Genomic DNA, 24335 nt, shown 5'->3' with positions numbered 1-24335 from the left:
GTGCTTGAGGCCGAAACGCGTATCGAACGATCCCCGATTCACTGAATCGTCAATGACAATCTAGTCCGCTTTCCTGGATGCGTCAACCAAATTTTACGTAAACCTGACTTGACAACCCCAGGCAAGCCACCACAATAGGGGCCAAGCCCCGGGTTGTGAGCCGCTCCATTCTGGCGTTTACCCGATACCCCTTGCGTCGTACTCAGGGAATGACGATCCGCTCCAGTGAGTCGGCCCGTGTCCAGTGAGTCGGCCCGTGCGGCGGATGAGTGCCTTAAACCCGCCTGGGTATCGAGCCAAGCTCAATGACGACCAAAACTGGAGGTGAATGCCCATCGCAGCCAGCGCTGTGTTCAATGGCTGCCCTGGTATCCACCGAGTCCCTGGCCGTGAGGATACGGTGTGCCTGGATCGAGGATGTACCCATGTGGCCGTGGAGGATCCGGTGGCCGTGACTACCTTCAACGCCCCAAGTGAGCATCTCGGAACCCTCGATGCCGAGACGGCGGCCCTCCTGATCGAGGGGATGGCCGACGTCGCCGTCGTGCTCGACGCAACGGGGACAGTCCAAGACATCTCCTTCGGCAACCCCGACCTGCGCTCCGATGTCGATGCCGACTGGATCGGTGAGCCCTGGCTGACGAGCGTCTCGCTCGACACCCGGCCCAATCTCGAGGCCCTGCTCGACGAGGTCCGGCGCGTCCCGATCACCCGCTGGCGTCAGGTCACGCATCGCGGCACGCGCGGGAACGAGATCCCCGTTCAATATCGGGCACTGCGCCTCAGGGGTGAGTCTGGGCCCATCATCGCGCTCGGGCGCAGCCTCCAGGGGATGGCAGCCCTCCAGCAACAGCTCATCGACGCTCAGCAAGCGCTGGAGCGCGACTACTGGCGCTTCCGACAGGTCGAGACCCGCTACCGGTTGCTGTTCCGCATGGTCTCGGAGGCCATCCTCATCATCGACGCGCCGACTCAGCGTGTGGTCGAGGCCAATCCGGCCGCCGGCCAGCTCCTCGGCGAGGCACCGGCGCGCATCATCGGTCGCCCCTTTCCTGAGGGCTTCGACACCGAGAGTACCCAGGCCATCAACGGCCTGCTGGCGAGCGTGCGCGCCGCCGGGCGTGCCGACGACGTGCGGGCGCGTCTGGCCCATAGCACCCAGGAGTTCCTGGTCGCGGCCTCCCTGCTGCGTCAGGAAAACGCCTCCTTCCTGCTGGTGCGGCTGTCGCCGATCCTGTCCGAGTCAGCGACCAACGCGCCGCCGGACGCCAAGGCGCGCTATCTGCGCGTGCTCGAGGAGGCACCGGACGGCGTGGTCATCACGGATGCCGAGGGGCACATCCTGAGCGCCAACACCACCTTCCTGAACCTGGCCGAGCTCCCCACCGAACAGCAGGCACGCGGTGAATCGCTCGACCGCTGGCTCGGACGCCCGGGGGTCGATCTCAATGTGTTCATGGCCAATCTGCGTCAGTACACCACGGTGCGGCTGTTTGCGACCCTGCTGCGCGGCGAGTATGGGACGACCACCGAGGTCGAGATCTCGGCGACGGCGGTGCGCAATGGCGAACGGCCCTATTTCGGCTTTTTCATCCGCGATGTCGGGCGGCGGCTGCACAACGAGCCACAGGTCAGCCCCGAACAGACACGCTGGCTGGATCAGCTCACCGAGCGTGTCGGGCGCGTGCCGCTCAAGGAACTGGTGCGCGAATCGACCGACACCATCGAGCGATTATGCATCGAGGCGGCGCTCAAACTCACCGGTGACAACCGCGCCTCGGCCGCCGAACTGCTGGGCTTGAGTCGGCAGAGTCTGTACGTCAAAATCGACCGCTACGGCATCGTCGCGGATCATCCCGCCGCGCAGACGGCATCCGCCGAAGAACCATCAAAAACCTAAACAAGGCTGTGTCGAACCGCTCAACGCACTCGGCGCCCTTGTGGTTCGACAAATAGCCGGTTTTACGACCAAATACCCTCCCTGAGACAGGTTTTCCCGCATGAATCAGACCACGGTCATTGCGACCCGGACCTATCCCGAGCCCAAGGCCATTCTCGAAGTCCTGCATCCCATCACTTGGTTCCCACCGATGTGGGCCTTCACCTGTGGCGTCGTCTCCTCGGGTGTGCCGATCCTGGAAAAATGGTGGCTACTCATCGCCGGAATCCTCCTGGCCGGTCCGCTGATGTGCGCCACCAGTCAGGTCGTCAACGACTGGTACGACCGTGATGTTGACGCCATCAACGAACCGGATCGCCCGATCCCGTCCGGACGTATCCCTGGGCGCTGGGGCCTGTATCTGTCCCTGATCTGGACGGCGGTCTCACTCCTGCTCGCCTATGCGCTCGGCCCCTGGGTGTTCGGACTGGCACTGATCGGCATGGCCATTGCCTGGGGTTACAGTGCCCCGCCTTTCCGCTTCAAGGGCAACGGCTGGTGGGGGAACCTGGCCGCCGGACTCTCCTACGAGGGGCTGGCCTGGGTCACTGGGGCGGCGGTCATGCTCGGCGGTGCCCTACCCGGCTGGGAGATCCTGACGCTGGCCTTGCTCTATAGTCTCGGTGCCCACGGTATCATGACCATCAATGACTTCAAGTCAATCGCGGGCGACAGCCAGCTCGGTGTACGCTCGCTGACGGTACAGCTCGGGGTCGAGCGCGCCGCCTGGTGGACCTGTCTTGCCATGGGTCTGCCCCAGCTGATCGTGATCGTCCTGCTGTTGGCCTGGGGCAAGCCGGGCCATGCCGCTGCCATCGGTCTGGTGCTCGCGCTCCAGGTCGCCCTGATGATCCGCTTCCTCGCCCGCCCGGTCGAACGCGCCGTCTGGTTCAGCGGACTGGGCGTGACCCTCTATGTCACCGGCATGATGATCAGCGCCTTCGCCGTGCGCGGGCTGATGACGGCGGCTGGCTGAACCACGCGGATGGGGGGTGGCGCATTGTATGGCGAGGCACGCGCCCTCCATCCCCCTGACTGCGCGCAAGCGGGCGCAGGTCGATCTATCCATCCTGAACAAACGCTCCAGCAACGAGATCCCCCATGTCCAATCTTGAAACCTTCGACGTTGTCGTGATCGGCGGCGGACCAGCCGGCGCGACCGCCGCCAACGATCTGGCCAAACTGGGCCGCTCGGTATGCCTGCTCGACCGGGCCGGACGCATCAAGCCCTGTGGCGGTGCCATTCCGCCCCAGGCCATGCGCGACTTCGATCTGCCGGAATCGGTCCTGGCCAACCGCGTCACCGGGGCGCGCATGATCTCGCCCTCGGATCGTAAGGTGGACATGCCGATCGCCAACGGCTATGTCGGCCTGGTCGATCGCGAATACTTCGACGAGTGGCTGCGTGCACGCGCCGCCGCGTCCGGAGCCACCCGCTGTACCGGTACCTTCGAGAAGATCGAGCGCGACACCGACGGCACCGCGATCGTGGTCTATCGCCCCGGTCGTGGGCGTAGCGACGCGCCGAGCGAGCGGGTTCGGGCGCGCGCCATCATCGGCGCCGACGGGGCCAATTCAACCGTCGGCAAGCGCTATATCCCGGGCTATGAGACGGTCAAATATGTCTCGGCCTATCACGAGATCCTGCGTACCCCGTCCGATTTCGACGGCAACAGCCGCTGCGACGTCTACTATCAGGGCGACATCTCGCCCGACTTCTACGGCTGGGTCTTCCCGCACGGCGACACCATCAGCGTTGGCCTAGGCACGGCCGTTCCCGGTTTCTCGTTGCGCACGGCCTGTACCGAGTTGATCCGCCGCGCCGGGCTGGCCAAGGCCGAGGTCCTGCGCCGCGAAGGGGCGCCGATCCCGCTGGAGCCGCTCAAGCGCTGGGACAACGGGCGCGACATCCTGCTGGCAGGCGATGCGGCGGGCGTGGTCGCCCCCGCCTCGGGCGAGGGCATCTATTACGCCATGATGGGCGGACGGCTGGCGGCACAGGCGGTCGATGAGCTCTGCCGCACCGGCGATCCCAAGGCGCTCAAGCAGGCGCGCAAACGCTTCATGAGGGACCACGGCAAGGTGTTCTGGGTCCTGGGCATCATGCAGCGCTTCTGGTATTCGAGCGACAAGCGCCGCGAGCGTTTCGTGAGCCTGTGCGCCGACCCCGATATCCAGTATCTGACCTGGGAGGCCTACATGAACAAGCGCCTGGTCAGGGCGCGTCCGGGGGCCCATATCCGCATCTTCTTCAAGGACATGGCCCATCTGCTGGGTCTGGTGTCACCGCGTTGAACGAGCTGTTTGCGAGCGGGCGGATCATCGACCTGATCCTGGTCATGATCCTGGTCGAGGGTCTGGTGCTGGCCTTGATCCACTACCGCACCGGTCGCGGGCTTGCGCCTCAGGAACTGATCGGGTTCCTGCTCTCGGGGGCCCTGTTGCTGTTGGCATTGCGGGCGGCCCTGGTCGGAGCCTGGTGGGGCTGGATGGGCCTGGCCCTGGCCGGGTCGCTCGTCACCCATCTCGCCGACCTGGCCTGGCGCTGGCGTCGGGCAGGTCGGCGCTCCGACTGATGTCGATGGGCCCTGGTCCGCACCCCTGCCCTGCGCTAGAATGCCCCTACTCCCAAGCCCTCGTAGCTCAGGTGGATAGAGCGATCGCCTCCTAAGCGATAGGTCGCAGGTTCAAGTCCTGCCGTGGGCACCATCTCCCTCCTTTTTTCTGGCCTCATCCACCAGCATCGCCAGGCCCCGCAGCACCAGATCAGGGTCGGTCTCGCTGGGACGATCGAGATAGGGACGCAGACGCTCGGCATCACCGCCCGTGAGGACGAATCTGGGAGATTCGCCCGCCGTCTCGGCCAAGCGGTCATACAGCCGGGTCGCGAGCGCCGCGATGGCCCCGAGGCTGCCCGCGGCGATCGCCGCGGCCGTATCCGTGGCCCATTCGCGCTCGGTGGGTTCAGACACGACGCGCGGGATGTGCGTGCCCATGAGCAGACTCGTGCGCATCATCTCGACCCCAGGGAGGATGACCCCGCCGAGATGGCGCCCGTTGGCCAGCAACAGGTCGAAGGTCGCGGCAGTGCCGGCATCCAGGATGAGGGTCGCGCGGCGGCAGTCGTTATAGGCGGCGATGAGCGCAAGCCAGCGGTCGACGCCGAACCGATCGGGGTTCTCATAGGCGATGCGCACACCGGCCGCGACTGGCACCACGTGGACATATTCCGGCTCGACCCGCCAGAGGGCGCGCGTCACCCGCCCCAGGGCCTCGGCGACCGAAGCCCCGCCGACATGGCTGACAAGCACACGCTCGGGCGGCTGAATCCGCTCCCAGGTGGCCAGCAGATCGATCGGGATTGCGTCCGAGTGACGCACGATCCGAACCAACCACTCGGCCCCAGCACCCTCGAGGGTCCAGCGCAGATTGGTGTTGCCGATATCAACGAGCAGATTCATTGAGATGAAGACTCCAGTCGGCGCAGGCTGATCTCCCCGGCCTGGAAGGCACGGCGTCCCTCCGGCGTATCCAAGAACAGTGCGCCGTCCTCGGCCACGCCGGCGTGAATCCCCTCGATGACCTGCTCGCCGAGCAGTAGCCGCACCGGCTCGCCCAGATAGGCGTCGTGCGCGCGCCAGCGCTCGAGAAAGGGCGCCAGGCCCTCGCGTCCATAGCGGTCGAGCGCCTCCACAAAGGCATCGAGTAGACAGGCCACCAAGGCGTTGCGCCCGACGGTAAAACCGCCGAGCGCCTCTTCAAGACTGGTCCAGGGTTGATCGATGGTACTCCCCTGACCTGCCGTCATACCGAGATTGAGTCCCAACCCGACCACCAGATGACACGGACCCTGAGACTCGCCCGCCACCTCCAACAGCAGACCGGCGAGCTTGCGCCGCCGCCACAGCAGATCGTTCGGCCATTTGAGCGCAAGCTCTTGGGCCCCAAGCCGGGTCAGGGCCTCGGCCAGCGTCGCGCCGATGGCCAAACTCACCCCACCGAGATGGGACGGCGCGAACGGATAGCGCCACAGCAGCGACAGATAGACATTGACCCCGAACGGTGACACCCAGGCACGCCCACGCCGCCCGCGCCCGGCGGTCTGACACTCGGCCAGACAGACGCTTCCCGAAGGTGCACCGGTGCTCGCCAGACGCTTGAGTTCCTCGTTGGTCGAATCGATCACGGGATGGATGTCGAGCCGACTGAGATGGGTGCAGGCGGTCTCAGAGAGCGCGGACTGGATGCGCTCGGCCTCAAGCAGCTCCAGTGGCATGGCAAGCCGATAGCCACGCCCAGGCTCGGCGATCACGGCGAGTCCGAGCGTCTCGGACGTCTTGCGCAGGATCTTCCAGACCGCTGCCCGGGTCAGACCAAGCTCACAGGCGATGGACTCGCCCGAATGCAATCGACCATCGGCGAGACGCCGGATCAGGACCAGTTGGCGCTCATCCATCTTGGGTGCGATCAGCGACGCTGGATAGCCAGGCGGTACGCGCGCGTTTCGCACTATCCGGGGCATCATCGAGCCACATCAGGTCACAGGTATCCTCGGGTGCCGGCTCGGGATGCGCGGTCAGGGTCAGAAGCTCGTCGCGTCGGAACACATGGAGCACTACGGCCCCCTCCCCGGCGGCGCGCGCAACCAGTGTCTCCAGATTGGTGGGTGTGACGCGCAGACCCGCAACTGCCAGCAATTGATCACCCGGTGCCAAGCCCGCACGTTCGCCTGCACTCTCATTGAGCACGTTCTGGATCAGGGTCTCGCCCGGACGCAAGCGGACGCCAAGCGTCGGCTGAGCCGTGACCGGCTCAAAGCGCTCGACATAGCCGCCGAGGTCATTGGCGCCGCGATTCGCGCGTCGGCGCAACGCCACCCCGACGCTGGCCAGGAGTTCGGTCGGGTCGAGTTCAGCGGTCGAATCCAACGCGCGGGCAAAGAAATCGCTTAGATCCAGTCCGCTAACCGCCGAGGCGATGGCCTCCACGCCGCGTTCCTCGACCCCGACACCTGTCCGGCCATGAACCCGCCACAGTTCGCGCATCACATCATCGAGTGAATGGGCGCCCCGAGTGTCACGCCGAATGGTCAGATCTAGCATCAGCGCCACCAGTGCACCCTTGGCGTAATAGCTCACCTGGGCGTTGGGCGCGTTTTCGTCAGGTTTGTAGAACTTGATCCAGGCATCGAAACTCGCCTCGGCCAGGGTCTGGATGTGCCGTCCGGGGGTACGCAACACCTGGGTGAGGGTTCGAGCGAGCAACCCGAGATAGTCCTTCTCGGAGATACAGCCGGCACGTACCAGGGTCAGGTCATCGTAATAGGCAGTGATGCCCTCGAAGGCCCAGAGGGTGCGAGTCGGTACCTCATGGGCAAGACTGGCCCCGATCAGGGCACGCGGTCGGATACGCTTGACATGCCAGAGATGGAAGTATTCGTGACTGCACAGCCCTAAAAACCGCTGGTAACCCTCGGTGGTCGCCTCATCCCCGGGCTGGGGCAGGTCGTCGCGCGCACTGATGAGACTGGTCGAATAGCGATGCTCCAGCCCGCCATGGCCTTCGCCTAGCACAGTGACCAGGAACAAATAACGATCGATGGGTAGTTCACCGAAGAGTGCGGCCTGTTCGGTGCAGATCCGCTGCAAATCGGTCAGCAGACGTCGCTCGTCGGCCCAATAGCGCCCGCTGATCACGACGCGATGCAAGACACCCTCCAGTCTGAACTCGAGTACCCGAAACCGCCCCATCTCGACCGGGTGGTCGATCAGATCTTCGTAGTCCTCGGCCTCATAGATCCCGAACCCCTGGTCCGTGACCTCGACCGGCTTGAGGCTGGTGGCCAGACGCCAGTCGCTGAAGGATTCGCCATCGGGCGGACGGAGCTCCAGCCGGCAAGGACGATCGTCGAGCCCATGCACGCGCAACAGCAAGGCCGGTCCATTGAAATAGGCATGTGAGGTATCGAGATGGGCGGCCCGGACCGAGAGATCCCAGGCGAAGACGCGATAGCGAATCCGGCACGGCCCCTGGATGTCGGTCAGACGCCAGGTCTGCTTGTCGGTCTTTTCGAGCGCACGGAGTTGGTCATGCACATCGAGCGCAGAGATGGCGACGATGTTGCGCGCAAAGTCGCGAATCATGTAGCTACCTGGAATCCAGGCCGGCATGGAGAGCCAGAGCTCACCTTCGAATGGGGGATCGACCAGGATCTCGACCTCGAACAGATGGGCCTGAGGTGAGACGGGATGGACCCGATAGAGCAGCAAGGCGGGATGGATCATACGGCGGCATCCGGAGACAGGCAACGAATGCCGTAACGGTAACAGATCGAAATCGCTTTTTTAAACCGCGTCCGGGACGAAGCCGGACGCGGTTGGGAGTGGCTACCAACGCGGTCCGCGACTGACCGGGCGCTCGCTACGCGGCTTGGCCTGGTTGACCTTCAGGTTGCGGCCCTTGAGCGGAGTCTCGTTGAGACCCTTGATCGCCGCGTCGGCCTCGGAGTTGTTTGGCATCTCGACGAAGCCGAAGCCCTTGGAGTTACCGGTGAACTTGTCCGTGATCAGGTTCACGCTGGAGATTTCGCCATAGGCACCAAAGACCTCGCGAAGCTCGTCCTGGGTGACGCCGTAGGCCAGGTTGCCGACATAGATATTCATCATTCAGATTCCGTGGAAAGCGCATTGAAGAGAGTGAGAAAACGGTCGAAAAATCAATGCACAACTGATTCGACAGTCTTGGCTCCGGCAACCGGAGCAAAGCTTTTTGAGGCCGTCCATCCCTCGGGTGGGGATAGACGATAAAGCAAGACTGGGGCGGGGGATATCCGTAAGGATACGGTAGGCACGCAACGGATTTTCCAGAGAGATGCCCGGACTGGGCGCGGTTCGTTGGGATGACGCGCGTTGAGCCCGAACCGCGTCCGGATCGAGACATCCGCCGATGAAGCTCGGCCCTTGAGCGTCGGACCGTCGTCAGTCCTTGGCCTCAACCAGTTTGAGCGAGGTGGACTTGAATTTTTCGCGGTCTTCCTTAGAGCTCGGATCATAGCCTTGCTCGATCATTTTGTCCTTCATCCAGCCGGGCAGGACGCCGCGTGAATAGACGTTGTTCGGATTGTCCGGATCGACGTAGTGCCGATATTGGCGATTACCCGAGAGCTTGCGACGACGACGCAACACGAGATCCATGATTTCTTCGGGATCATAGTCATTGTCGTAGATGAGCGACCTGATCTGCTCAACGATGGACGCCTTGTTCTCCTCACGCTTGCTCTTGAGCAAGCTTTCGAGCTCGGCCTTTTTTGAATCAGTCTCTTGTAACTGACGCTGAATTTCTTCAATGCTGAGATTGGAGAGTTCCACTCGCATGTCTCCTAAATGTTGGATGCCTTAACGGGATCGAAGGTTGACATATAACACCAAGGATTTGGAGCCGCATCAGATTCCAAGAACGGCGCCGCATGCGGCGGTTGTAAAATCATGTCAACTTGGCATGATTTTATTCCAGTTCATGGACTGGTTTCTAGATCTTATCAAAAAATTTAGCCCGTCGCACGACGAGTCAGAAACATGGCGTCGCCATAGCTGAAGAAACGATAACGCTGCTCGACGGCATGACGGTAGGCGTTCATGATTTCAGTGTAGCCGGAAAAAGCCGCAACCAACATGAAGAGCGTTGATTCGGGTAAATGGAAATTCGTAATCATCGCATCCACGACCTTAAAGCGATAACCTGGGCGAATAAACAGCCGAGTCTCACCCCGAAAGGGCCTGAGAATCCACTCGTCAGCCGCTGTCTCGAGGCTTCTGACGCTGGTGGTTCCGACCGCGATGACACGCCCACCCAATCGGCGCGTCTTTTCGACCTGTTCGCACACGCCCTCAGTGACCTCCAACCATTCGGAATGCATGTGGTGGCGCGCAAGATCCTCCTCGCGCACTGGCTGAAAGGTCCCTGCACCGACATGGAGCGTGATCTCGGCGCGCGCGATCCCGAGCGCATCGAGTCGTGCGAGTAGAGGTTCATCGAAATGAAGCCCCGCCGTGGGTGCCGCAATCGCACCCGCACAACGCGCGAAGACGGTCTGATAGCGAGATTCATCGCACACTGCATCCGGGCGCTGGATATAGGGTGGCAGAGGGATATGGCCATGCCGCGCCATCTGTTCGCTAAAATCGCTTTCAAGTGCACGCAATCGAAATAGATCGCCCTCGCGACCGACGACCAATAGCCAGGCGCCATCGGTCACACGAATACGACTGCCCGGCTTAGGTGACTTGGCGGCGCGTACCTGGGCCAGCGCCTCGCGCGCGTCGAGTAGACGCTCGATCAGGATCTCGACCCGCCCGCCCGTCTCTTTATGGCCAAACAGACGCGCGCGCATGACGCGCGTATTATTGAAGACCAGCAGGTCATGGGGATTGAGTAGCTCGGGCAGATCGATGAACATCCGATCGCGCGGTCTTGGATCTGATCCATCGAGCACCAGGAGGCGCGAGCCGGAACGCTCAGGCAGCGGATATTGGGCAATGAGTTCAGGTGGGAGCTCATAATGGAAATCGGAACGGCGCATCGTCATCATTCTATGATAAAACAAAGGCCGCAGAGGAGATGTCGGACATTTCCAACGTCTAGGTCGCAAGTCAGTGCGCGACTGGATACGCGGACGCGGTCTTCCTGAACTGACATGACAGGATCCCAAAATACACGATGATCAAACTCGGTCTGGACCGTCTCCTTGAAAATCCACAACTGCATAAACCACTGCGGGGGCGGCGCCTGGCCCTGCTCGGTCATCCGGCCTCCGTGACCAGAGACGGGCGTCATGCCCTGGATGCGCTGATGGAGTTGCAGGAACTCGAGATCGTCGCTGCCTTCGGGCCACAGCACGGCATGCGCGGTGATAAGCAGGACAACATGATCGAGACCCCGGACGAGATCGATCCCCACTATGGCATCCCTGTCTATAGCCTCTATGGCAAGGTGCGCGAACCGACCGCCGCCATGCTCGCGGCCTTCGAGGTGCTGCTGGTCGATCTCCAGGACCTCGGTACCCGCATCTATACCTATGTCACCACCCTGGTCTATCTGCTGCGCGCCTGTGCCGCACACGGCAAGACCCTCTGGATCCTGGATCGGCCCAATCCGGCCGGGCGACCGATCGAGGGCAGTCTGCTGGAGCCGGGCTGGGAGAGCTTCGTCGGTGCAGGTCCCATCCCGATGCGCCATGGACTGACGCTGGGCGAACTGGCCAAATGGTTCGTCACCCATCTGAACCTGGATCTCGATCTCCAGGTGGTGACCATGGAGGGCTATCGCCCGCATGAGGCACCCGGCTACGGTTGGCCAGTGCTGGAACTGTCCTGGGTCAACCCCAGCCCGAATGCCTCCAGCCTCAACATGGCGCGTTGCTTTCCGGGAACCGTGCTCTTAGAAGGCACTAGACTCTCGGAGGGGCGCGGCACCACCACGCCGCTCGAGGTCGTCGGCGCACCGGACCTAGACTTCGGGCGCCTGCTTGCCCGTATGAGACGCGAACGCGGCGACTGGCTCCAGGGGGCGCTCATCCGTCCGTGCTGGTTCGAGCCCACCTTCCATAAGCACGTCGGCCAGCGCTGCGCCGGTTTCCAGATCCATACCGACAATGCCGATTATCGGCCTGATCAATTCAGGCCCTATCGCCTGATCGCGCTCCTGTTTAAGTGCATCCGGCTAGAATATCCCGACTATCCGCTCTGGCGTCACTTCCATTACGAATACGAGACCGAACGCCTGGCCATCGACCTGCTTGCGGGCGGGCCCTTCCTGCGCCAATGGGTCGATGACCCCGAGGCCGGGCCCGAGGACCTGGAACAGCGTCTGCGACCGGATGAGGCCCAGTGGGCCGAGGCGATCCGGCCGCTGTTGCTCTATGGTTGATACCCGCCCGAGTCTCGACCTGGTCACCGAAAGCATGGTCTCCTTACCGCTCAGCGCCCCGTGTCCAAGGTATGGAGGTCTCCCTTGACCAAGGCTCAATCTGTTTTCAGGCCCTGCTTGGCCGTGTTACTCATCGTCCTCCTTGCCCTCACCACACCCCTGGTCAGGGCAGCGGAGCGGCCCAAGATCGGCCTGGCCCTCTCCGGCGGCGGCGCGCGCGGCGCGGCCCATGTCGGGGTACTCAAGCAGATCGAAGAACTGCGGATCCCGATCGACTATATCGCCGGTACCTCGATGGGGGCGATCGTCGGCGGGCTCTATGCGATGGGACTCTCGCCCAACGAGATCGAGCGGATCATCGAGGAGATCGACTGGGACGGCCTCTTCCAGGACGAGGCCGAGCGCGCCGACCGACGGATGCGCCGCAAACTGGAGGATCGCGATTATCTGATCAAGGCCCGTCCCGGGGTGCAGGAAGGCGAGCGCCGGATCAACCTGGCACCCGCACTGATCCAGGGCCAGAAGCTGGACCTGGCCCTGCGCAAGTACAGCCTGCCCGCGAGCCGCATCCGGGACTTCGACGCGCTGCGCATCCCCTTCCGGGCCGTGGCCACGGATGTGGTCACCGGCGAGGCGGTGATCCTCAGAGAGGGCGACCTGGCCACGGCCATGCGCGCCAGCATGGCCGTGCCGGCGGTCTTCGCCCCGGTCGAGATCGGCGACCGGCTGCTGGTCGATGGCGGACTGGCGATGAACCTGCCGGTAAGCGTGGTCCGTGACATGGGCGCCGAGATCGTCATTGCCGTGGATGTCGGCGGTCCGCGGCGTGAGCGCGAGGAGATCTCGAACATCCTGACCATGCTCGATCAGATCGCCAGTCTGGTGACCTGGCGCAATACCCAGGAACAGATCGCCACGCTCGGCCCGCGTGATCTCCTGATCAGGCCGGCGCTCGGGCACGCGGTGCTGGCCAGTGATTTCAACAAGATGCTCGAGGCGATCGCCATCGGTGAGCGCGCCGCGGTGGAGGCGCGCCCTGCCCTGGTCAAACTCGCCTTACCGAGCGCCCAGTACGCGGCCTATCGCGCACGCCATCAGCCGGCGCCCTACACGCGCCCGACCATCCGCGCCGTGCGCATCGAGAACCGCTCGCGGCTCTCGGATCGCGTCATCCGCGAACGGCTCGACATCCAGCCCGGCGACCGGCTCGACCCAGCGGCCCTGGAGCGCCAGTTGGCCAGCATCCATGAGCAAGACAACTTTGAGTCGGTGCGTTATCACCTGGAGGATCAGACCGACTCCGAGGCCACGCTGGTGGTCACGGCGCGCGAAAAATCCTGGGGCACCAGCTCGCTCCAGGGCGGACTGGAGTTTTCTTCGACCACAGGGGGCGATTCGCGCTTCAACATCGGTCTGGCCTACACCATGGCCCCGCTCAATGCCTTCAACGGCGAATGGCGCACCCAGATCCAGTTGGGCGAGGAGCCTGGGATCTACACCGCCCTCTATCAGCCCATCGATCCCTTGGAGAAAGGGTATGTCATGGCCGGGCTGGGCCATCTGAACGACAACCTCGTGTTCTTCGATCCCGAGGCCCAGAGCAAACCCATCGCTGAATATCAGCTCAGTCGCTCAGGGGGGGCGTTGGAGTTCGGGCGCAACCTCGACACCTGGGGGCGCCTAGGGCTGAGATATGCCCGCTTCGACGGACGCGCCGACCAGCGCATCGGTGACACGCCCTATCCAGAGTATGACTTCAAGGTCGGTGACCTGAGCCTGAGATTGAGTGTCGATGTCCTCGACAGCCTGACCTTCCCGCGCCACGGCTGGTTGCTCGATGCGCAACTGCTGACCTCGCGCAGCGAACTGGGGGCCTCCCACAGCTACGATCAGGCCAGCCTAAGCTGGCTAAGCGCCCGAAGCTGGGGCCGTAATAGCCTGCTGACCGGGCTGACACTGGCCGGGGACCTCGGCGGCGAGGTGCCGCTCCAGTCCTATTTTCGGCTGGGCGGCTTCCTCAACCTCTCTGGTTTCAATCAGAATGAGCTCTCGGGTTCCAATCTCGGGATCGCGCGCGCCATCTATCTGCGCGACCTGGGGACGGGTCTCATCAAGACCTATGCCGGCGGCTCGCTGGAGATCGGCAACGTCTGGAATCGGCGAAGCGATATCGGCTGGGACAGCCTGCGCCTTGCTGGTAGCCTCTTCCTCGGCGCCGATACCCTCATCGGCCCGCTCTATCTCGGCTATGGTCAGGCCGACAGCGGCCAGGGCGCGCTCTATCTGTTCCTCGGGCGTCCCTGGGGCAGCCGGCAGGAGGGTCTGAGCGGGGCTTACTGAGGGCGTCCGCCGAAAGTCAGCGTTACCCGCAACCCAGGCGCATTGTCCGAGAGCTCGATGTGCGCGCGGTGCAATGCGACCACCGCCTGAACCAGACTCAGACCGAGTCCGCTGCCCGGTGTGGCGCGGCTGTCGTCGATCCGAAAGAAGCGCCGGAACACGCGCTCACGGAACTCTGGGGGGATGCCGGGGCCGTTGTCGGCGACCAGTACCCGCGTCGCACCGCCCGCCACCTCGACCCTAAGCTGTATCTGTCCGCCAGGCTGGGTGTACTTGATGGCATTGTCGACCAGATTGGCCATGACCTGGAACAGCAGATCACGATCGCCCTCGACCAGGATTGAAGGCGCGCCGGTCGTCCAGTCCAGCCGCTGTGCGCGCTCGGCGGCCAGGGGTTCGTAGAGCTCGACCAGATCCTCGATCAGGGGCACCAGATCGACTGGCCCAAAATCGGCGCGTCGGCTTCCGGATTCCAGGCGCGCGATGCGCAGCAGGGCGTTGAAGGTCGCAAGCAGCTCCTCGGCATCGGCAATGGCCTCCTCGGCCAGCAGACGCGACTCGCCCGACTCGGGCAGGGCCGCGGCGAGCAGTTCGAGCTTGTTGCGCAGCCGGGTCAGGGGCGTGCGCAGATCATGGGCGATGTTGTCCGAGACCTGGCGCACGCTGGCCATGAGCGCCTCGATGCGCTCCAGCATCCGGTTGAGTCCGTCGGCGAGCCGGTCGAAGTCGTCGCCGCTACCGCTCAAGGGGATGCGGCGCGTCAGATCGCCCTCCATGATCTCACGGCTGGTTTGGTTGATGGCGTCCAGACGCCGCGTCAGGCTCGCGCTCATCAGCCAGGCGCCCAAGAGGGCCAGTGCCAGGGTGATCGCCAGCCCCCAGGTCAGGGCATCCAGGATCAACCGACGGGTGGCCTCCAGATCGCGGACATCGCGTCCGACCAGCAGCATCAGACCACCGGGCAGCAAAAAGACCTGGGCGCGCGCCTCGTGCTCGTCGGTGTGATCCGTGCCCCACTCGCGCAGTCGGAAGCGAATCCAGCCCTCGGCGTCCGGTGACTCGCGCGGCCAGCGATCCAGATTGCCGACCACGCGCTCGAAGCGCTCATCGACCAACAGATAGACGCTCGCCCCGACCGGATCGCGCGCTACCCGCTCGCGGATGAGCGCCGTCAGTCCGGCCAACCCACGGCGACGATACTGTTCGGCCAGACCGCGGATCTCGGCCTCGATGGTCTCTGTGGTCTGGCGATCCATGTAGCCGGCGGTCGACCAGTAGATGAAGCCGAGCAGGATGACGACCGAGCCGGCGAGGAGCAACACATAGAGCAATGCCAGCCGGAAGATGGAGCCACGCGCGACACGTGCCACGCGGGCACACAGACGCCTGATCAGGGGCGAGACCCTCACCCGGCCTGCAACCGGTAGCCGGCGCCACGCACCGTCTGTAACAGCGGCGGATCAAAGTCCTTGTCGATCTTGGAGCGCAGTCGACTGATATGGACGTCGATGACATTGGTCTGGGGATCGAAGTGATAGTCCCAGACCTGTTCGAGCAGCATGGTGCGGGTGACGACCCGTCCGGCGTGGCGCATCAGACACTCCAGCAGCCGGAACTCGCGCGGCTGGAGCTGGATGGGCTGACCTGCGCGTGTGACCTCGCGCTTGAGCAGATCCATCTCCAGGTCGGCGACCCGCAGACGGGTCTCGGGGGCCTCGGCCACGCCGCGCCGCACCAACGCCTCGACGCGCGCATGGAGCTCAGAGAAGGCGAACGGCTTGATGAGATAGTCGTCGCCGCCGGCACGCAGCCCCTCGACCCGATCATCGACCTCGCCGAGCGCGCTCAGGAACAAGACCGGGGTACGGTTGCCCGCGGCGCGCAGGGTACGCACGATCGCCAGCCCGTCGAGTCCGGGCAGCATACGATCCAGGATGAGGACGTCATAGTCGCTGGCGGTGGCCATCCGCAAGCCCTCGCGTCCATCGGCCGCGCGATCGACCACGGCGCCCACCTCAACGAGCGCCTTGCGCAGATACTCGGCCATCTGTGGATCATCCTCGATCAGCAGGATATGCATCGTCTTTGCGTCCTCTCGCCCCGTTTAAGACCTAAGATCCGCCTGCCTCTAGGGAAACTCTGATTTATTCTGTTCGCGGCTAAAGTCGCTCTTATAACCCCTTGATTGTGTGGGAGCAGCTTGAGCTGCGATTCGGGGGAGACGCGATTGATTCAGTGTTTCCTTAGGCGAGGACTTTCGGCAGTGAGTATCGCAAATACCGCCTTACCATAAATATTGACGAAGGTTTAAGATTTGTTCATCTCTCGACGTCCAGCCGCTTGGCTCAGCGCACACCTTCGCGATCGCCATGCCAGGGCCGGATCAGGCTATCATGGCCCTTACTCGGACGGGGTCTTTGTCTCATCCCCCCGCCCTGACCGGAGTCTCCGGGCGATGCCCCTCGATGAGACCGCCATGGATCGCTACGCCTTGTCAGTCCATTCAATCGAGTATTCGCCGCCCGCGGCGTCGCGCGCGCGTCTATGGTCGATAGCCGCACTCGCACTCTGGTCCATCCTCTCCAGGTTCTGGGGACTCGACCATCTGCTCGTCTGGCACGACGAGGTCTTCACCCTGATCCGCGTCCTGGGTTATTCGCACGATGAGTTGCAGTCCGTACTCTTCAGCGGCCAGATCCTGACGCCATCCGAGGTGTTGCGTTTCCAGACCCCTACACCCGAGCATGGGTGGCGCGCGGCGTTTGCCGCCTTTGTCGGGCACCCGGAGCACGCCCCACTCTACTATGGGCTGGGCGTTCTGGTGGTCGGACTTCCGCTTGATCCGGTCACGGCTCTGCGCGGTCTCTCGGCCCTGTTCGGCCTGCTGCTGATCCCAGCGGTCTCATGGCTGACGCGCGAACTCTTCGGTCCTGGACCCACGCCCTGGGTGGCGGCAGCGCTGGTCGCCTGCTCGCCGCTGCAACTGCTCTACGCCCAGGAGGCTCGACAGTATGCGCTCTGGTTACTGCTCCTGGTGCTCTCTTGTCTCACGCTCGCGATCGCCCTGCGTCGAGGGAGCTGGGGCGCCTGGCTGGTGCATGCCCTGACCACGGCGCTCGGCCTCTATGCCCATCTACTCTTTCTGCCGATGATCGCGGTCCAGGCGTTCTGGGTTCTGCTGGTGCTGTTCCTGGATGGTGAAGACCGCCGATATGGGCTGGAGCAGGCGCGCCGCTGGGCCATCAGCCTCGGGCTCGCCGTCCTGGCCTTCTCGCCCTGGCTTTGGCTTGTATTCAGCCAGCATGAACGGGTCGGCGATCTGACGGCCTGGATGCGGCGTCCGATCGGATGGCCGGAGATCCTTGCTGCCTGGGGACGTCATTTGGTCGAGACCTTCGTCGACCCGAGTCCAGGATTCGATCGCGGCTGGCTGTGGCTGCTGCTCCCGCTCGGCTGGGCGCTCTGGTTCTTCATTCGCGCCGCGCCGCGCCCAGGTGCCTGGCTGATCCTGTCGATGGCGCTGGCCTATGTCGGTTTGGTACTTGGACCGGATCTGCTGCTGGGCGGCAGCCGCTCCCAGCATGCACGCTATGTCCTGCCCACGCTGCTGGCGGTGCAGCTGATGATGGCCTGGTGGATCGGCTCGGCCCTCGGTTGCGCGTCCGGCTCGATGCGGCACCGTCTCGGCTTGAGCACCTTGACGCTCCTGCTCGCGCTCGGTCTGTTCTCCCAGATCCTCATCGCCCGCGCGGAGACCTGGTCGACCAAACACCTCAGCGCCCACACGCGCGAGGTCGCCCGTCTCGTCAACGCCGGCGAGCGCCCCCTGGTCCTGGCCAGCGCCAGCAGTGTGGGCCTCGGGGAGCTCATCGCCCTTGCCTATCATCTCGAACCGCATGTGCGACTCTGGGGTCAGCCCAGGCAAGGTGAATCGACATGGCCATCCGGATATGAGCCGATCTTCCTGCTCACGCCCACAGAGCCACTGCGCCGCGCGCTTAGCCAAGAGGCACTGATAAGACCGCTGGCCGGCACCTGGCAGTGGTTCATCGTCACCCGGCAAGCCAAGTCACAGACCCGCCCCTCGCCCCCCGATTGACATACACCCAATGAACCGGTCCGTCGACTTCGTCATCCCGATCCTGATCGCCGTGCTTACGATCTCGGCCTGGTGGATCCTCAATCGACCCAACGAGGAGCCGGCCTGGCCGACGCGCATCCAGGGGTTCTGCTTCTCGCCCATGCGCGCCGCACAGGATCCGAACCAAAAACGCTTCCCCACGCTCGAGGACATCGACGCCGACCTGGCCCTGCTCGCAGGCCGCACCCACGCGGTGCGGACCTACTCGGTCGAGAACAGCCTGGGTGAGATCCCGCGTCTGGCCGCCAAGCATAGACTGAACGTCACGCTCGGCGCCTGGATCGGGCCCGATCTCAAGGCCAATGAGTCCGAATTGACGCTTCTGCGCGAGGTCCTCGCCAAGGGCTATCGCAACCTGGTCCGGGTCATCGTCGGCAACGAGGCCATCCTGCGCAAGGACGTCAGTGTGGACCAGATGATCGACTATCTGGAACGGATCCGGCGGATCACCTATCTGCCGGTCAGTACGGCCGAGCCCTGGCATGTCTGGCTCAAGAACCCCCAATTGGTCGAACACGTGGACTTCATCACCATCCATCTCCTGCCCTACTGGGAAGGTGTGCCCCTGGACCAGGCCGTCGACTATGCCGTCAGACGCTACAACCAGGTCAAGACGGCCTATCCAGACAAACCGATCATCATCGGCGAGGTCGGCTGGCCGAGCAACGGGCGGCGCAACCGCGGCGCCGAGGCATCCCTGGCCAATCAGACCCGTTTCCTGCGCCGCTTTCTGGCCGTTGCTGAGTCTGAGCACTATGTCTATTACGTCATGGAGGCCTTCGACCAGCTCTGGAAGCTCAAGACCGAGGGCGCGACCGGCACCTACTGGGGTGTCTATAACGTCGCTCGCGAACCCAAGTTCACCTTCACCGAGCCCGTGGTACGCATCCCGCAGTGGCGCGAGCTGGCCGGGCTGTCGGTGGTCATGGGCGTGTTACTGCTGACCTTCCTCTACCGCGACAGCGCGACCCTGTCTAAGCGCGGCAAGGGCTTCTTGGCGCTCATCACCTATGCCATCTCGACCGCTGCCGTATGGATCGTTTATGACTACACCAGCCAATACATGACCCTGGCCACGATGATCGTGGGCGTGCTGCTCCTGATCGGCGGGCTGGGTGTGATCGTGCTCCTGATGGCCGAGGCCCATGAATGGGCCGAGTCGGTCTGGCTGCGCCGTTGGCGTCGCCCCTTCCCCTTGCGCTCGGTGCCAGACGACCGGCTCCCCTTCGTCTCGGTGCATGTGCCGGCCTATAACGAACCGCCCGAACTCCTCCGGGAGACGCTCGACGGACTGGCAGCACTCGATTACCCGCATTTCGAGGTGTTGGTGATCGACAACAATACCAAGGATCCGGCAGTCTGGGAGCCAGTGCGCGACCATTGCGCCCGGCTCGGGGAGCGCTTTCGGTTCTTCCATGTCGATCCGCTTTCCGGCTACAAGGCCGGGGCACTCAACTTCGCCCTGCGCCACACCGACCCGCGCGCCGAGGTGGTCGCCGTGATCGATGCCGACTACATCGTGCGCCCACAGTGGTTGCGCCATCTGGTGCCCGCCTTCCTCGACCCCGAGGTGGCCATCGTCCAGGCACCCCAGGACTACCGCGATGCCGACCAGAACGCCTTCAAGGCCATGTGCATGGCCGAGTATCGCGGTTTCTTCCATCTCGGCATGGTCACGCGCAACGAGCGCAACGCCATCATCCAGCACGGCACCATGACCATGATCCGCCGCCAGGCGCTGGATGCCGTCGGCGGCTGGGCCGAGTGGTGTATCACCGAGGACGCAGAGCTCGGTCTGCGGCTGTTCGAGGCCGGTCACAAGGCGCTCTACATCCCCTGCACCTATGGTCAGGGTTTGATGCCAGACACCTTCGCCGACTTCCGCAAGCAACGCTATCGTTGGGCCTATGGCGCAGTACGCATCCTGTTGCACCACAGACATGAGCTGTTGGGATTGCGCAGTACCTCGCTTACCCTCGGCCAAAGATATCACTTCATCGCCGGCTGGCTGCCCTGGCTCGCCGACGGCTTCAACCTGCTGTTCAACCTCGTCGCGCTCGCCTGGTCGGTGGCCATGGTCATGGCCCCAGACACCGTCACCCCGCCCTATATGAGCATCGCCCTGGTCCCGCTGGTCCTGTTTTTGTTCAAGCTCTCCAAGAGCCTGTTTTTGTATCGGCGTCGAGTCACGGCCACGCTGCGTCAGAGTCTGGCCGCTGGATTTGCCGGGCTTGCGCTCTCGCACACCATCGCGCGCGCCATGTTCGCTGGCCTAGTGACGGGCAAGCTCGGCTTCTTCCGTACGCCCAAGCTGGCCCAGGCACCGGCGATGGTCCGGGCCCTGGCCGATGCGCGCGAGGAGGCCCTGCTGGCCTTCGCCTTCCTATTGGCCGCAGTGGCGGTGATGCAGCGCCCGGATGCCTTCATGCTCGATGTGCGCATCTGGGTCGCGGTGCTGGTGGTGCAGACGATTCCGTATCTGGCCACGGTACTGGTGTCACTGCTGAGCACCTGGACACAGCTATCGGCGGATCTGATCGGTCCCATGTCTGACATGGATTGCCGGGATGCCAACGGGGTGGATCAACCGGTAATCTGGGAGGCATGACGAATCGTTAATACACGATTCAATATTTTTGCTTGATTTAGGGTTTACCCCATATAGGGTTTTCACTAGACTGGGGCCTCTCCTTAAGTCAGAGAAGGGTCTCACTGCGCCTGATCGTTTAGGCGCGCCCTTTGAAAACAAGAGGTTGGCTCTATGAAGAAGACGCTCATCACCGCGGGTCTGCTGACGGGTCTCATGCCTTACGCCGACAGCGCCACGGCCAACAGCGGAATCGGCCATGTCCAGAAAGGCATCGCCTCCTACTATCACGACAATTTGCACGGTCGCAGGACCGCCAGCGGGCAGGTCTACAACAAATATCGCCTGAGTGCCGCACACAAAACTTTGCCGATCGGCACCAAGATCCAGGTCACGGACACCAAGACCGGGCGCAGCATCGTCGTCCGGGTCAATGATCGCGGACCCTTCGTGAAGGGTCGCATCCTCGATCTCTCCAAGGAAGCGGCCAAGGAGCTCGGCATCATTGATCGCGGCATCGCGCAGGTCGACCTCAGGGTCTTGAGCAAGCCACAACAGGACGGTTGAGCCGAGCTCGACCCTCAGGGTGCCGGATTCGGCTGCTTGGTGTGGATCGACTCAATCCCGGCGATCACTGCCTCGTCGAGCGTCAGATCGAGACTGCCGATATTGCTTTCGAGCTGTTCGAGCGTCGTGGCCCCAATGATGTTAGAGGTCACAAAGGGCCGGCTCGTGACCCAGGCCAGTGCCATCTGCGCCGGATCTAGGCCATGGAGCTCGGCCAGGGCGACATACTCGGCGGTGGCGCGCTCGGCCTCGGGGTTCGAGTAGCGATTGAACCGGGCAAACAGCGTCAACCGGGCGTTCGGTGGGCGCCGTCCGTTGAGATACTTGCCCGAGAGCACCCCGAAGGCCAGCGGCGAATAGGCCAGGAGCCCGCACTGCTCGCGGATGGCAATCTCGGCCAGTCCGATCTCGAAGGTGCGGTTGAGCAGGTTGTAGGGGTTCTGGATGCTGACCATGCGTGGCAATCCGTACCGCTCGGCAAGCTCGAGGTAGCGCATCAGCCCCCAAGGGGTCTCGTTAGAGACCCCAATCCAGCGCACCTTGCCGGCCTTGACCAGATCGGCCAACACCTCGAGCGTCTCAAGCAAGGGCACGCTGTCGCTGTCTTCGGATGGTTCATAGCCGAGTTGACCGAAGAAGTTGGTTTGGCGATCTGGCCAGTGCAACTGATAGAGATCGATCCAATCGGTCTGGAGCCGCTTGAGACTGGCATCGAGCGCTGCCTCGATGTTGGGTCGGTCGAGCCGGTTCTTGCCGCCGCGAATGTGCGGCAACCAGTCCCCCGGACCTGCGACCTTGGTTGCCAGCACCACCCGATCTCGACACCCACGTGATTTCAGCCAGGTGCCGATGTAGGTCTCGGTGAGGCCCTGGGTCTCGGCCTGGGGTGGCACCGGATACATCTCGGCCGTGTCGATGAAATTGATCCCGACGGCCAGCGCCCGATCCAGTTGTGCATGGGCCTCGGACTCGGTGTTCTGCTGCCCGAAGGTCATGGTCCCGAGACAGAGCACGCTCACGTCGATGTCCGAACGGCCGAGACGTCTGTATTGCATGGTCGTTGCGCTCCAGTGGTGGAAAACTCCGAAAACCGAGGAAAATTAGAAAGCTATAAGGCCATTGCTGTCGAGTGCGACGGCAGCAGGCGGACGACGGATGCCCAGCCGGCTGCTCGGAGATGGGGTCGGAGGTGTGTCGATGCGAGTGAAAAACGACGCGGCATGGGTTAGAGTTGATGGCTTTACGACCATGCCATTTACCATACCAACATCCTAATCCGGACGCGGACATTCGGGCCGCGCCGGGTTGATCTGGGGAACCCACCATGCCGGCTGATCTGATCGCACCCTCTATCCTCTCGGCGAACTTCGCCAAGCTCGGCGAGGAGGTCGACAACGTCCTCGCCTCCGGGGCCGACATCGTGCACTTCGATGTCATGGACAATCACTATGTCCCGAACCTGACCATCGGCCCGCTGGTGTGTGAGGCACTACGCCGGCATGGCGTCACCGCCCCCATCGATGTCCATCTGATGGTCAAGCCGGTCGATCGCATCATCCCGGATTTCGCCAAGGCGGGCGCAACCTATATCACCTTCCATCCGGAAGCGAGCGAGCACATCGACCGCACCCTGCAGCTGATCCGCGACTTAGGCTGCAAGTCCGGTCTGGTGTTCAACCCGGCCACGCCCTTGACCTATCTCGACTATGTGCTGGAGAAGGTCGACATGATCCTCCTGATGTCGGTCAACCCAGGCTTCGGCGGTCAGAGCTTTATCCCGTCCGCACTCGACAAGCTGCGCGAGGTGCGCGAGATCATCGACGACTCGGGGCTCGACATCCGGCTTGAGATCGACGGGGGCGTCAAGGCCGACAACATCGCCGAGATCAAGGCGGCCGGGGCCGACACCTTTGTGTCCGGCTCGGGCATCTTTGGCCATGGCCGCGACTCTGACCCCCATCGCTACGACACCATCATCGCCGAGATGCGGCGCGCACTTGCCAGTGTCGATCGCTGACCTGCCAACCCGCCTCCGGAGTCCGTGTCCATGTCGCTGTTGCAGCCGAAGATGATCCTGATCGACCTGGATGGCACCCTGGTCGACAGTGTCCCGGATCTGGCCTATTGCGTCGATGCCATGCTGGCGCGGCTCGGACGTCCGGCGCGTGGCGAGGCGGCGGTGCGCACCTGGGTGGGCAACGGGGTCGAGCGTCTGGTGCGCCGCGCCCTGAGCGGACGGCTCGACGGCGAGCCAGATGAGGCCGATTACCAACGCGCCTATCCGATCTTTCTCGAACTCTATGCCGAAAACACCTGCAACCGCTCCGCACTCTATCCGGGCGTGCGCGAGGGGCTGGAATTTCTACGGGAGGCGGGCTACCCGCTCGGCTGTGTCACCAACAAGGCGGCGCGCTTCACCGAGCCGCTGCTTCAGCAGCTCGGGATCCGTGACTTTTTCAGCATCGTCATCAGTGGCGACAGCTTGCCGCGCCAAAAGCCCGATCCATTGCCGCTGATCCACGCCGCTGGTCACTTCGGCGTCAAGCCGGAAGAGTCGCTGATGATCGGCGATTCGGTGAGCGACGTGACGGCAGCGCGTGCGGCCGGATTCAGGATCATCTGTACCAGCTATGGTTATAACCACGGCATCGATATCCGCGAATCCGACCCAGACATCGTGATCGACTCGTTCATCGAGCTGCGTGGCTTGCTGGTGAGTTGAGGATCGATCGGGATCGGGGCAAGCGGACGATGGGATTTCAGTTCGATTCAAGTCTGGGAGGGGGCATGAGATCCTGGCGATGGCGACGCTGAGGTCGCGTTCACCCCCCAGTCCT

At 63.3% G+C, this 24335-nt stretch carries 20 protein-coding genes and 1 tRNA gene; 12 read left to right on the top strand and 9 right to left on the bottom strand.

From position 1 onward, the window contains the following. The first annotated feature begins 451 nt into the window (after positions 1–451). The 5 genes from ppsR to E6P07_RS13115 all read left to right on the top strand — a co-directional run bounded on the left by ppsR (position 452) and on the right by E6P07_RS13115 (position 4648). Entirely contained in the window at positions 452–1900 is a 1449-nt protein-coding gene (ppsR, locus tag E6P07_RS13135) for a transcriptional regulator PpsR (protein WP_246172862.1), read from the top strand. Positions 1901–2000: 100 nt separating this feature from the next. Beyond that, the gene (chlG, locus tag E6P07_RS13130) at positions 2001–2915 is read left to right on the top strand and encodes a chlorophyll synthase ChlG (RefSeq protein WP_153976020.1); all 915 of its coding nucleotides are present in this window, start codon (positions 2001–2003) and stop codon (positions 2913–2915) included. A 125-nt stretch (positions 2916–3040) separates the two neighbouring features. Beyond that, positions 3041–4234, top strand: a complete 1194-nt coding sequence (locus tag E6P07_RS13125; protein ID WP_153976019.1) for a geranylgeranyl diphosphate reductase — start codon at positions 3041–3043, stop codon at positions 4232–4234. Beyond that, positions 4231–4515, top strand: a complete 285-nt coding sequence (locus tag E6P07_RS13120) for a hypothetical protein (RefSeq protein ID WP_153976018.1) — start codon at positions 4231–4233, stop codon at positions 4513–4515. Before E6P07_RS13125 ends, E6P07_RS13120 begins: the two co-directional genes overlap by 4 nt. Before the next feature lie 56 nt (positions 4516–4571). Further along, positions 4572–4648: transfer RNA gene (locus E6P07_RS13115), tRNA-Arg, on the top strand. Here E6P07_RS13115 and E6P07_RS13110 read toward each other — a convergent pair. The 6 genes from E6P07_RS13110 to queA form a co-directional block, all read right to left on the bottom strand. Next, positions 4627–5400, bottom strand: coding sequence for a type III pantothenate kinase (locus E6P07_RS13110; RefSeq protein WP_153976017.1), 774 nt, complete (start codon positions 5398–5400; stop codon positions 4627–4629). The genes E6P07_RS13115 and E6P07_RS13110 overlap by 22 nt on opposite strands. Next, on the bottom strand, positions 5397–6395 hold the full coding sequence (gene birA / locus E6P07_RS13105) for a bifunctional biotin--[acetyl-CoA-carboxylase] ligase/biotin operon repressor BirA (protein ID WP_153976016.1): 999 nt from the start codon (positions 6393–6395) through the stop codon (positions 5397–5399). Before birA ends, E6P07_RS13110 begins: the two co-directional genes overlap by 4 nt. Continuing rightward, positions 6388–8223: a M61 family metallopeptidase gene (locus tag E6P07_RS13100; protein WP_153976015.1), complete on the bottom strand. Its 1836-nt coding sequence runs from the start codon at positions 8221–8223 to the stop codon at positions 6388–6390. The genes birA and E6P07_RS13100 overlap by 8 nt, the downstream gene beginning before the upstream one ends. 102 nt (positions 8224–8325) lie before the next feature. Then, positions 8326–8601, bottom strand: a complete 276-nt coding sequence (locus E6P07_RS13095; protein WP_153976014.1) for an RNA recognition motif domain-containing protein — start codon at positions 8599–8601, stop codon at positions 8326–8328. Between the two features lie 315 nt (positions 8602–8916). Beyond that, positions 8917–9306, bottom strand: a complete 390-nt coding sequence (locus tag E6P07_RS13090) for an H-NS histone family protein (RefSeq protein ID WP_153976013.1) — start codon at positions 9304–9306, stop codon at positions 8917–8919. A 179-nt stretch (positions 9307–9485) separates the two neighbouring features. Beyond that, on the bottom strand, positions 9486–10517 hold the full coding sequence (gene queA, locus E6P07_RS13085; protein WP_153976012.1) for a tRNA preQ1(34) S-adenosylmethionine ribosyltransferase-isomerase QueA: 1032 nt from the start codon (positions 10515–10517) through the stop codon (positions 9486–9488). A gap of 137 nt (positions 10518–10654) precedes the next feature. Here queA and E6P07_RS13080 point away from each other — a divergent pair, with 137 nt between their 5' ends. Next, a complete protein-coding gene (locus tag E6P07_RS13080; RefSeq protein WP_153976011.1) occupies positions 10655–11863 on the top strand; it encodes an exo-beta-N-acetylmuramidase NamZ family protein in 1209 nt (402 codons plus the stop codon). 123 nt (positions 11864–11986) lie between these two features. Continuing rightward, on the top strand, positions 11987–14203 hold the full coding sequence (locus tag E6P07_RS13075) for a patatin-like phospholipase family protein (protein ID WP_246172861.1): 2217 nt from the start codon (positions 11987–11989) through the stop codon (positions 14201–14203). Here the strand turns inward: E6P07_RS13075 and E6P07_RS13070 are convergent. Next, positions 14197–15612, bottom strand: coding sequence for a sensor histidine kinase (locus tag E6P07_RS13070; protein WP_153976009.1), 1416 nt, complete (start codon positions 15610–15612; stop codon positions 14197–14199). The genes E6P07_RS13075 and E6P07_RS13070 overlap by 7 nt on opposite strands. Next, positions 15609–16283: a response regulator transcription factor gene (locus E6P07_RS13065; protein ID WP_153976008.1), complete on the bottom strand. Its 675-nt coding sequence runs from the start codon at positions 16281–16283 to the stop codon at positions 15609–15611. Before E6P07_RS13065 ends, E6P07_RS13070 begins: the two co-directional genes overlap by 4 nt. Positions 16284–16694: 411 nt before the next feature. Here E6P07_RS13065 and E6P07_RS13060 point away from each other — a divergent pair, with 411 nt between their 5' ends. The 3 genes from E6P07_RS13060 (at position 16695) to E6P07_RS13050 (ending at position 21498) form a co-directional block, all read left to right on the top strand. Continuing rightward, a complete protein-coding gene (locus tag E6P07_RS13060; protein ID WP_162008647.1) occupies positions 16695–18302 on the top strand; it encodes a glycosyltransferase family 39 protein in 1608 nt (535 codons plus the stop codon). Between the two features lie 10 nt (positions 18303–18312). Next, on the top strand, positions 18313–20952 hold the full coding sequence (locus E6P07_RS13055; RefSeq protein ID WP_153976006.1) for a glycosyltransferase: 2640 nt from the start codon (positions 18313–18315) through the stop codon (positions 20950–20952). Between the two features lie 153 nt (positions 20953–21105). Next, positions 21106–21498 (top strand): septal ring lytic transglycosylase RlpA family protein, encoded by a 393-nt coding sequence (locus E6P07_RS13050; protein WP_153976005.1) that lies wholly within the window; start codon positions 21106–21108, stop codon positions 21496–21498. Positions 21499–21512: 14 nt separating this feature from the next. On the opposite strand, the gene E6P07_RS13045 is transcribed toward E6P07_RS13050, so the two are convergent. Further along, positions 21513–22553, bottom strand: a complete 1041-nt coding sequence (locus E6P07_RS13045) for an NADP(H)-dependent aldo-keto reductase (RefSeq protein WP_153976004.1) — start codon at positions 22551–22553, stop codon at positions 21513–21515. 269 nt (positions 22554–22822) lie between these two features. Between E6P07_RS13045 and rpe the strand changes: the two genes are divergently transcribed. Continuing rightward, complete coding sequence (rpe, locus tag E6P07_RS13040) at positions 22823–23515, top strand: ribulose-phosphate 3-epimerase (RefSeq protein WP_153976003.1); 693 nt, start codon at positions 22823–22825, stop codon at positions 23513–23515. A gap of 30 nt (positions 23516–23545) precedes the next feature. After that, positions 23546–24220, top strand: coding sequence for a phosphoglycolate phosphatase (locus E6P07_RS13035; RefSeq protein WP_153976002.1), 675 nt, complete (start codon positions 23546–23548; stop codon positions 24218–24220). Positions 24221–24335 lie beyond the last annotated feature (115 nt).

This window comes from Thermochromatium tepidum ATCC 43061, assembly GCF_009664085.1.
Classification (GTDB): Bacteria; Pseudomonadota; Gammaproteobacteria; order Chromatiales; family Chromatiaceae; genus Thermochromatium; species Thermochromatium tepidum.
This window is presented reverse-complemented; position numbering and strand designations above follow the sequence as displayed.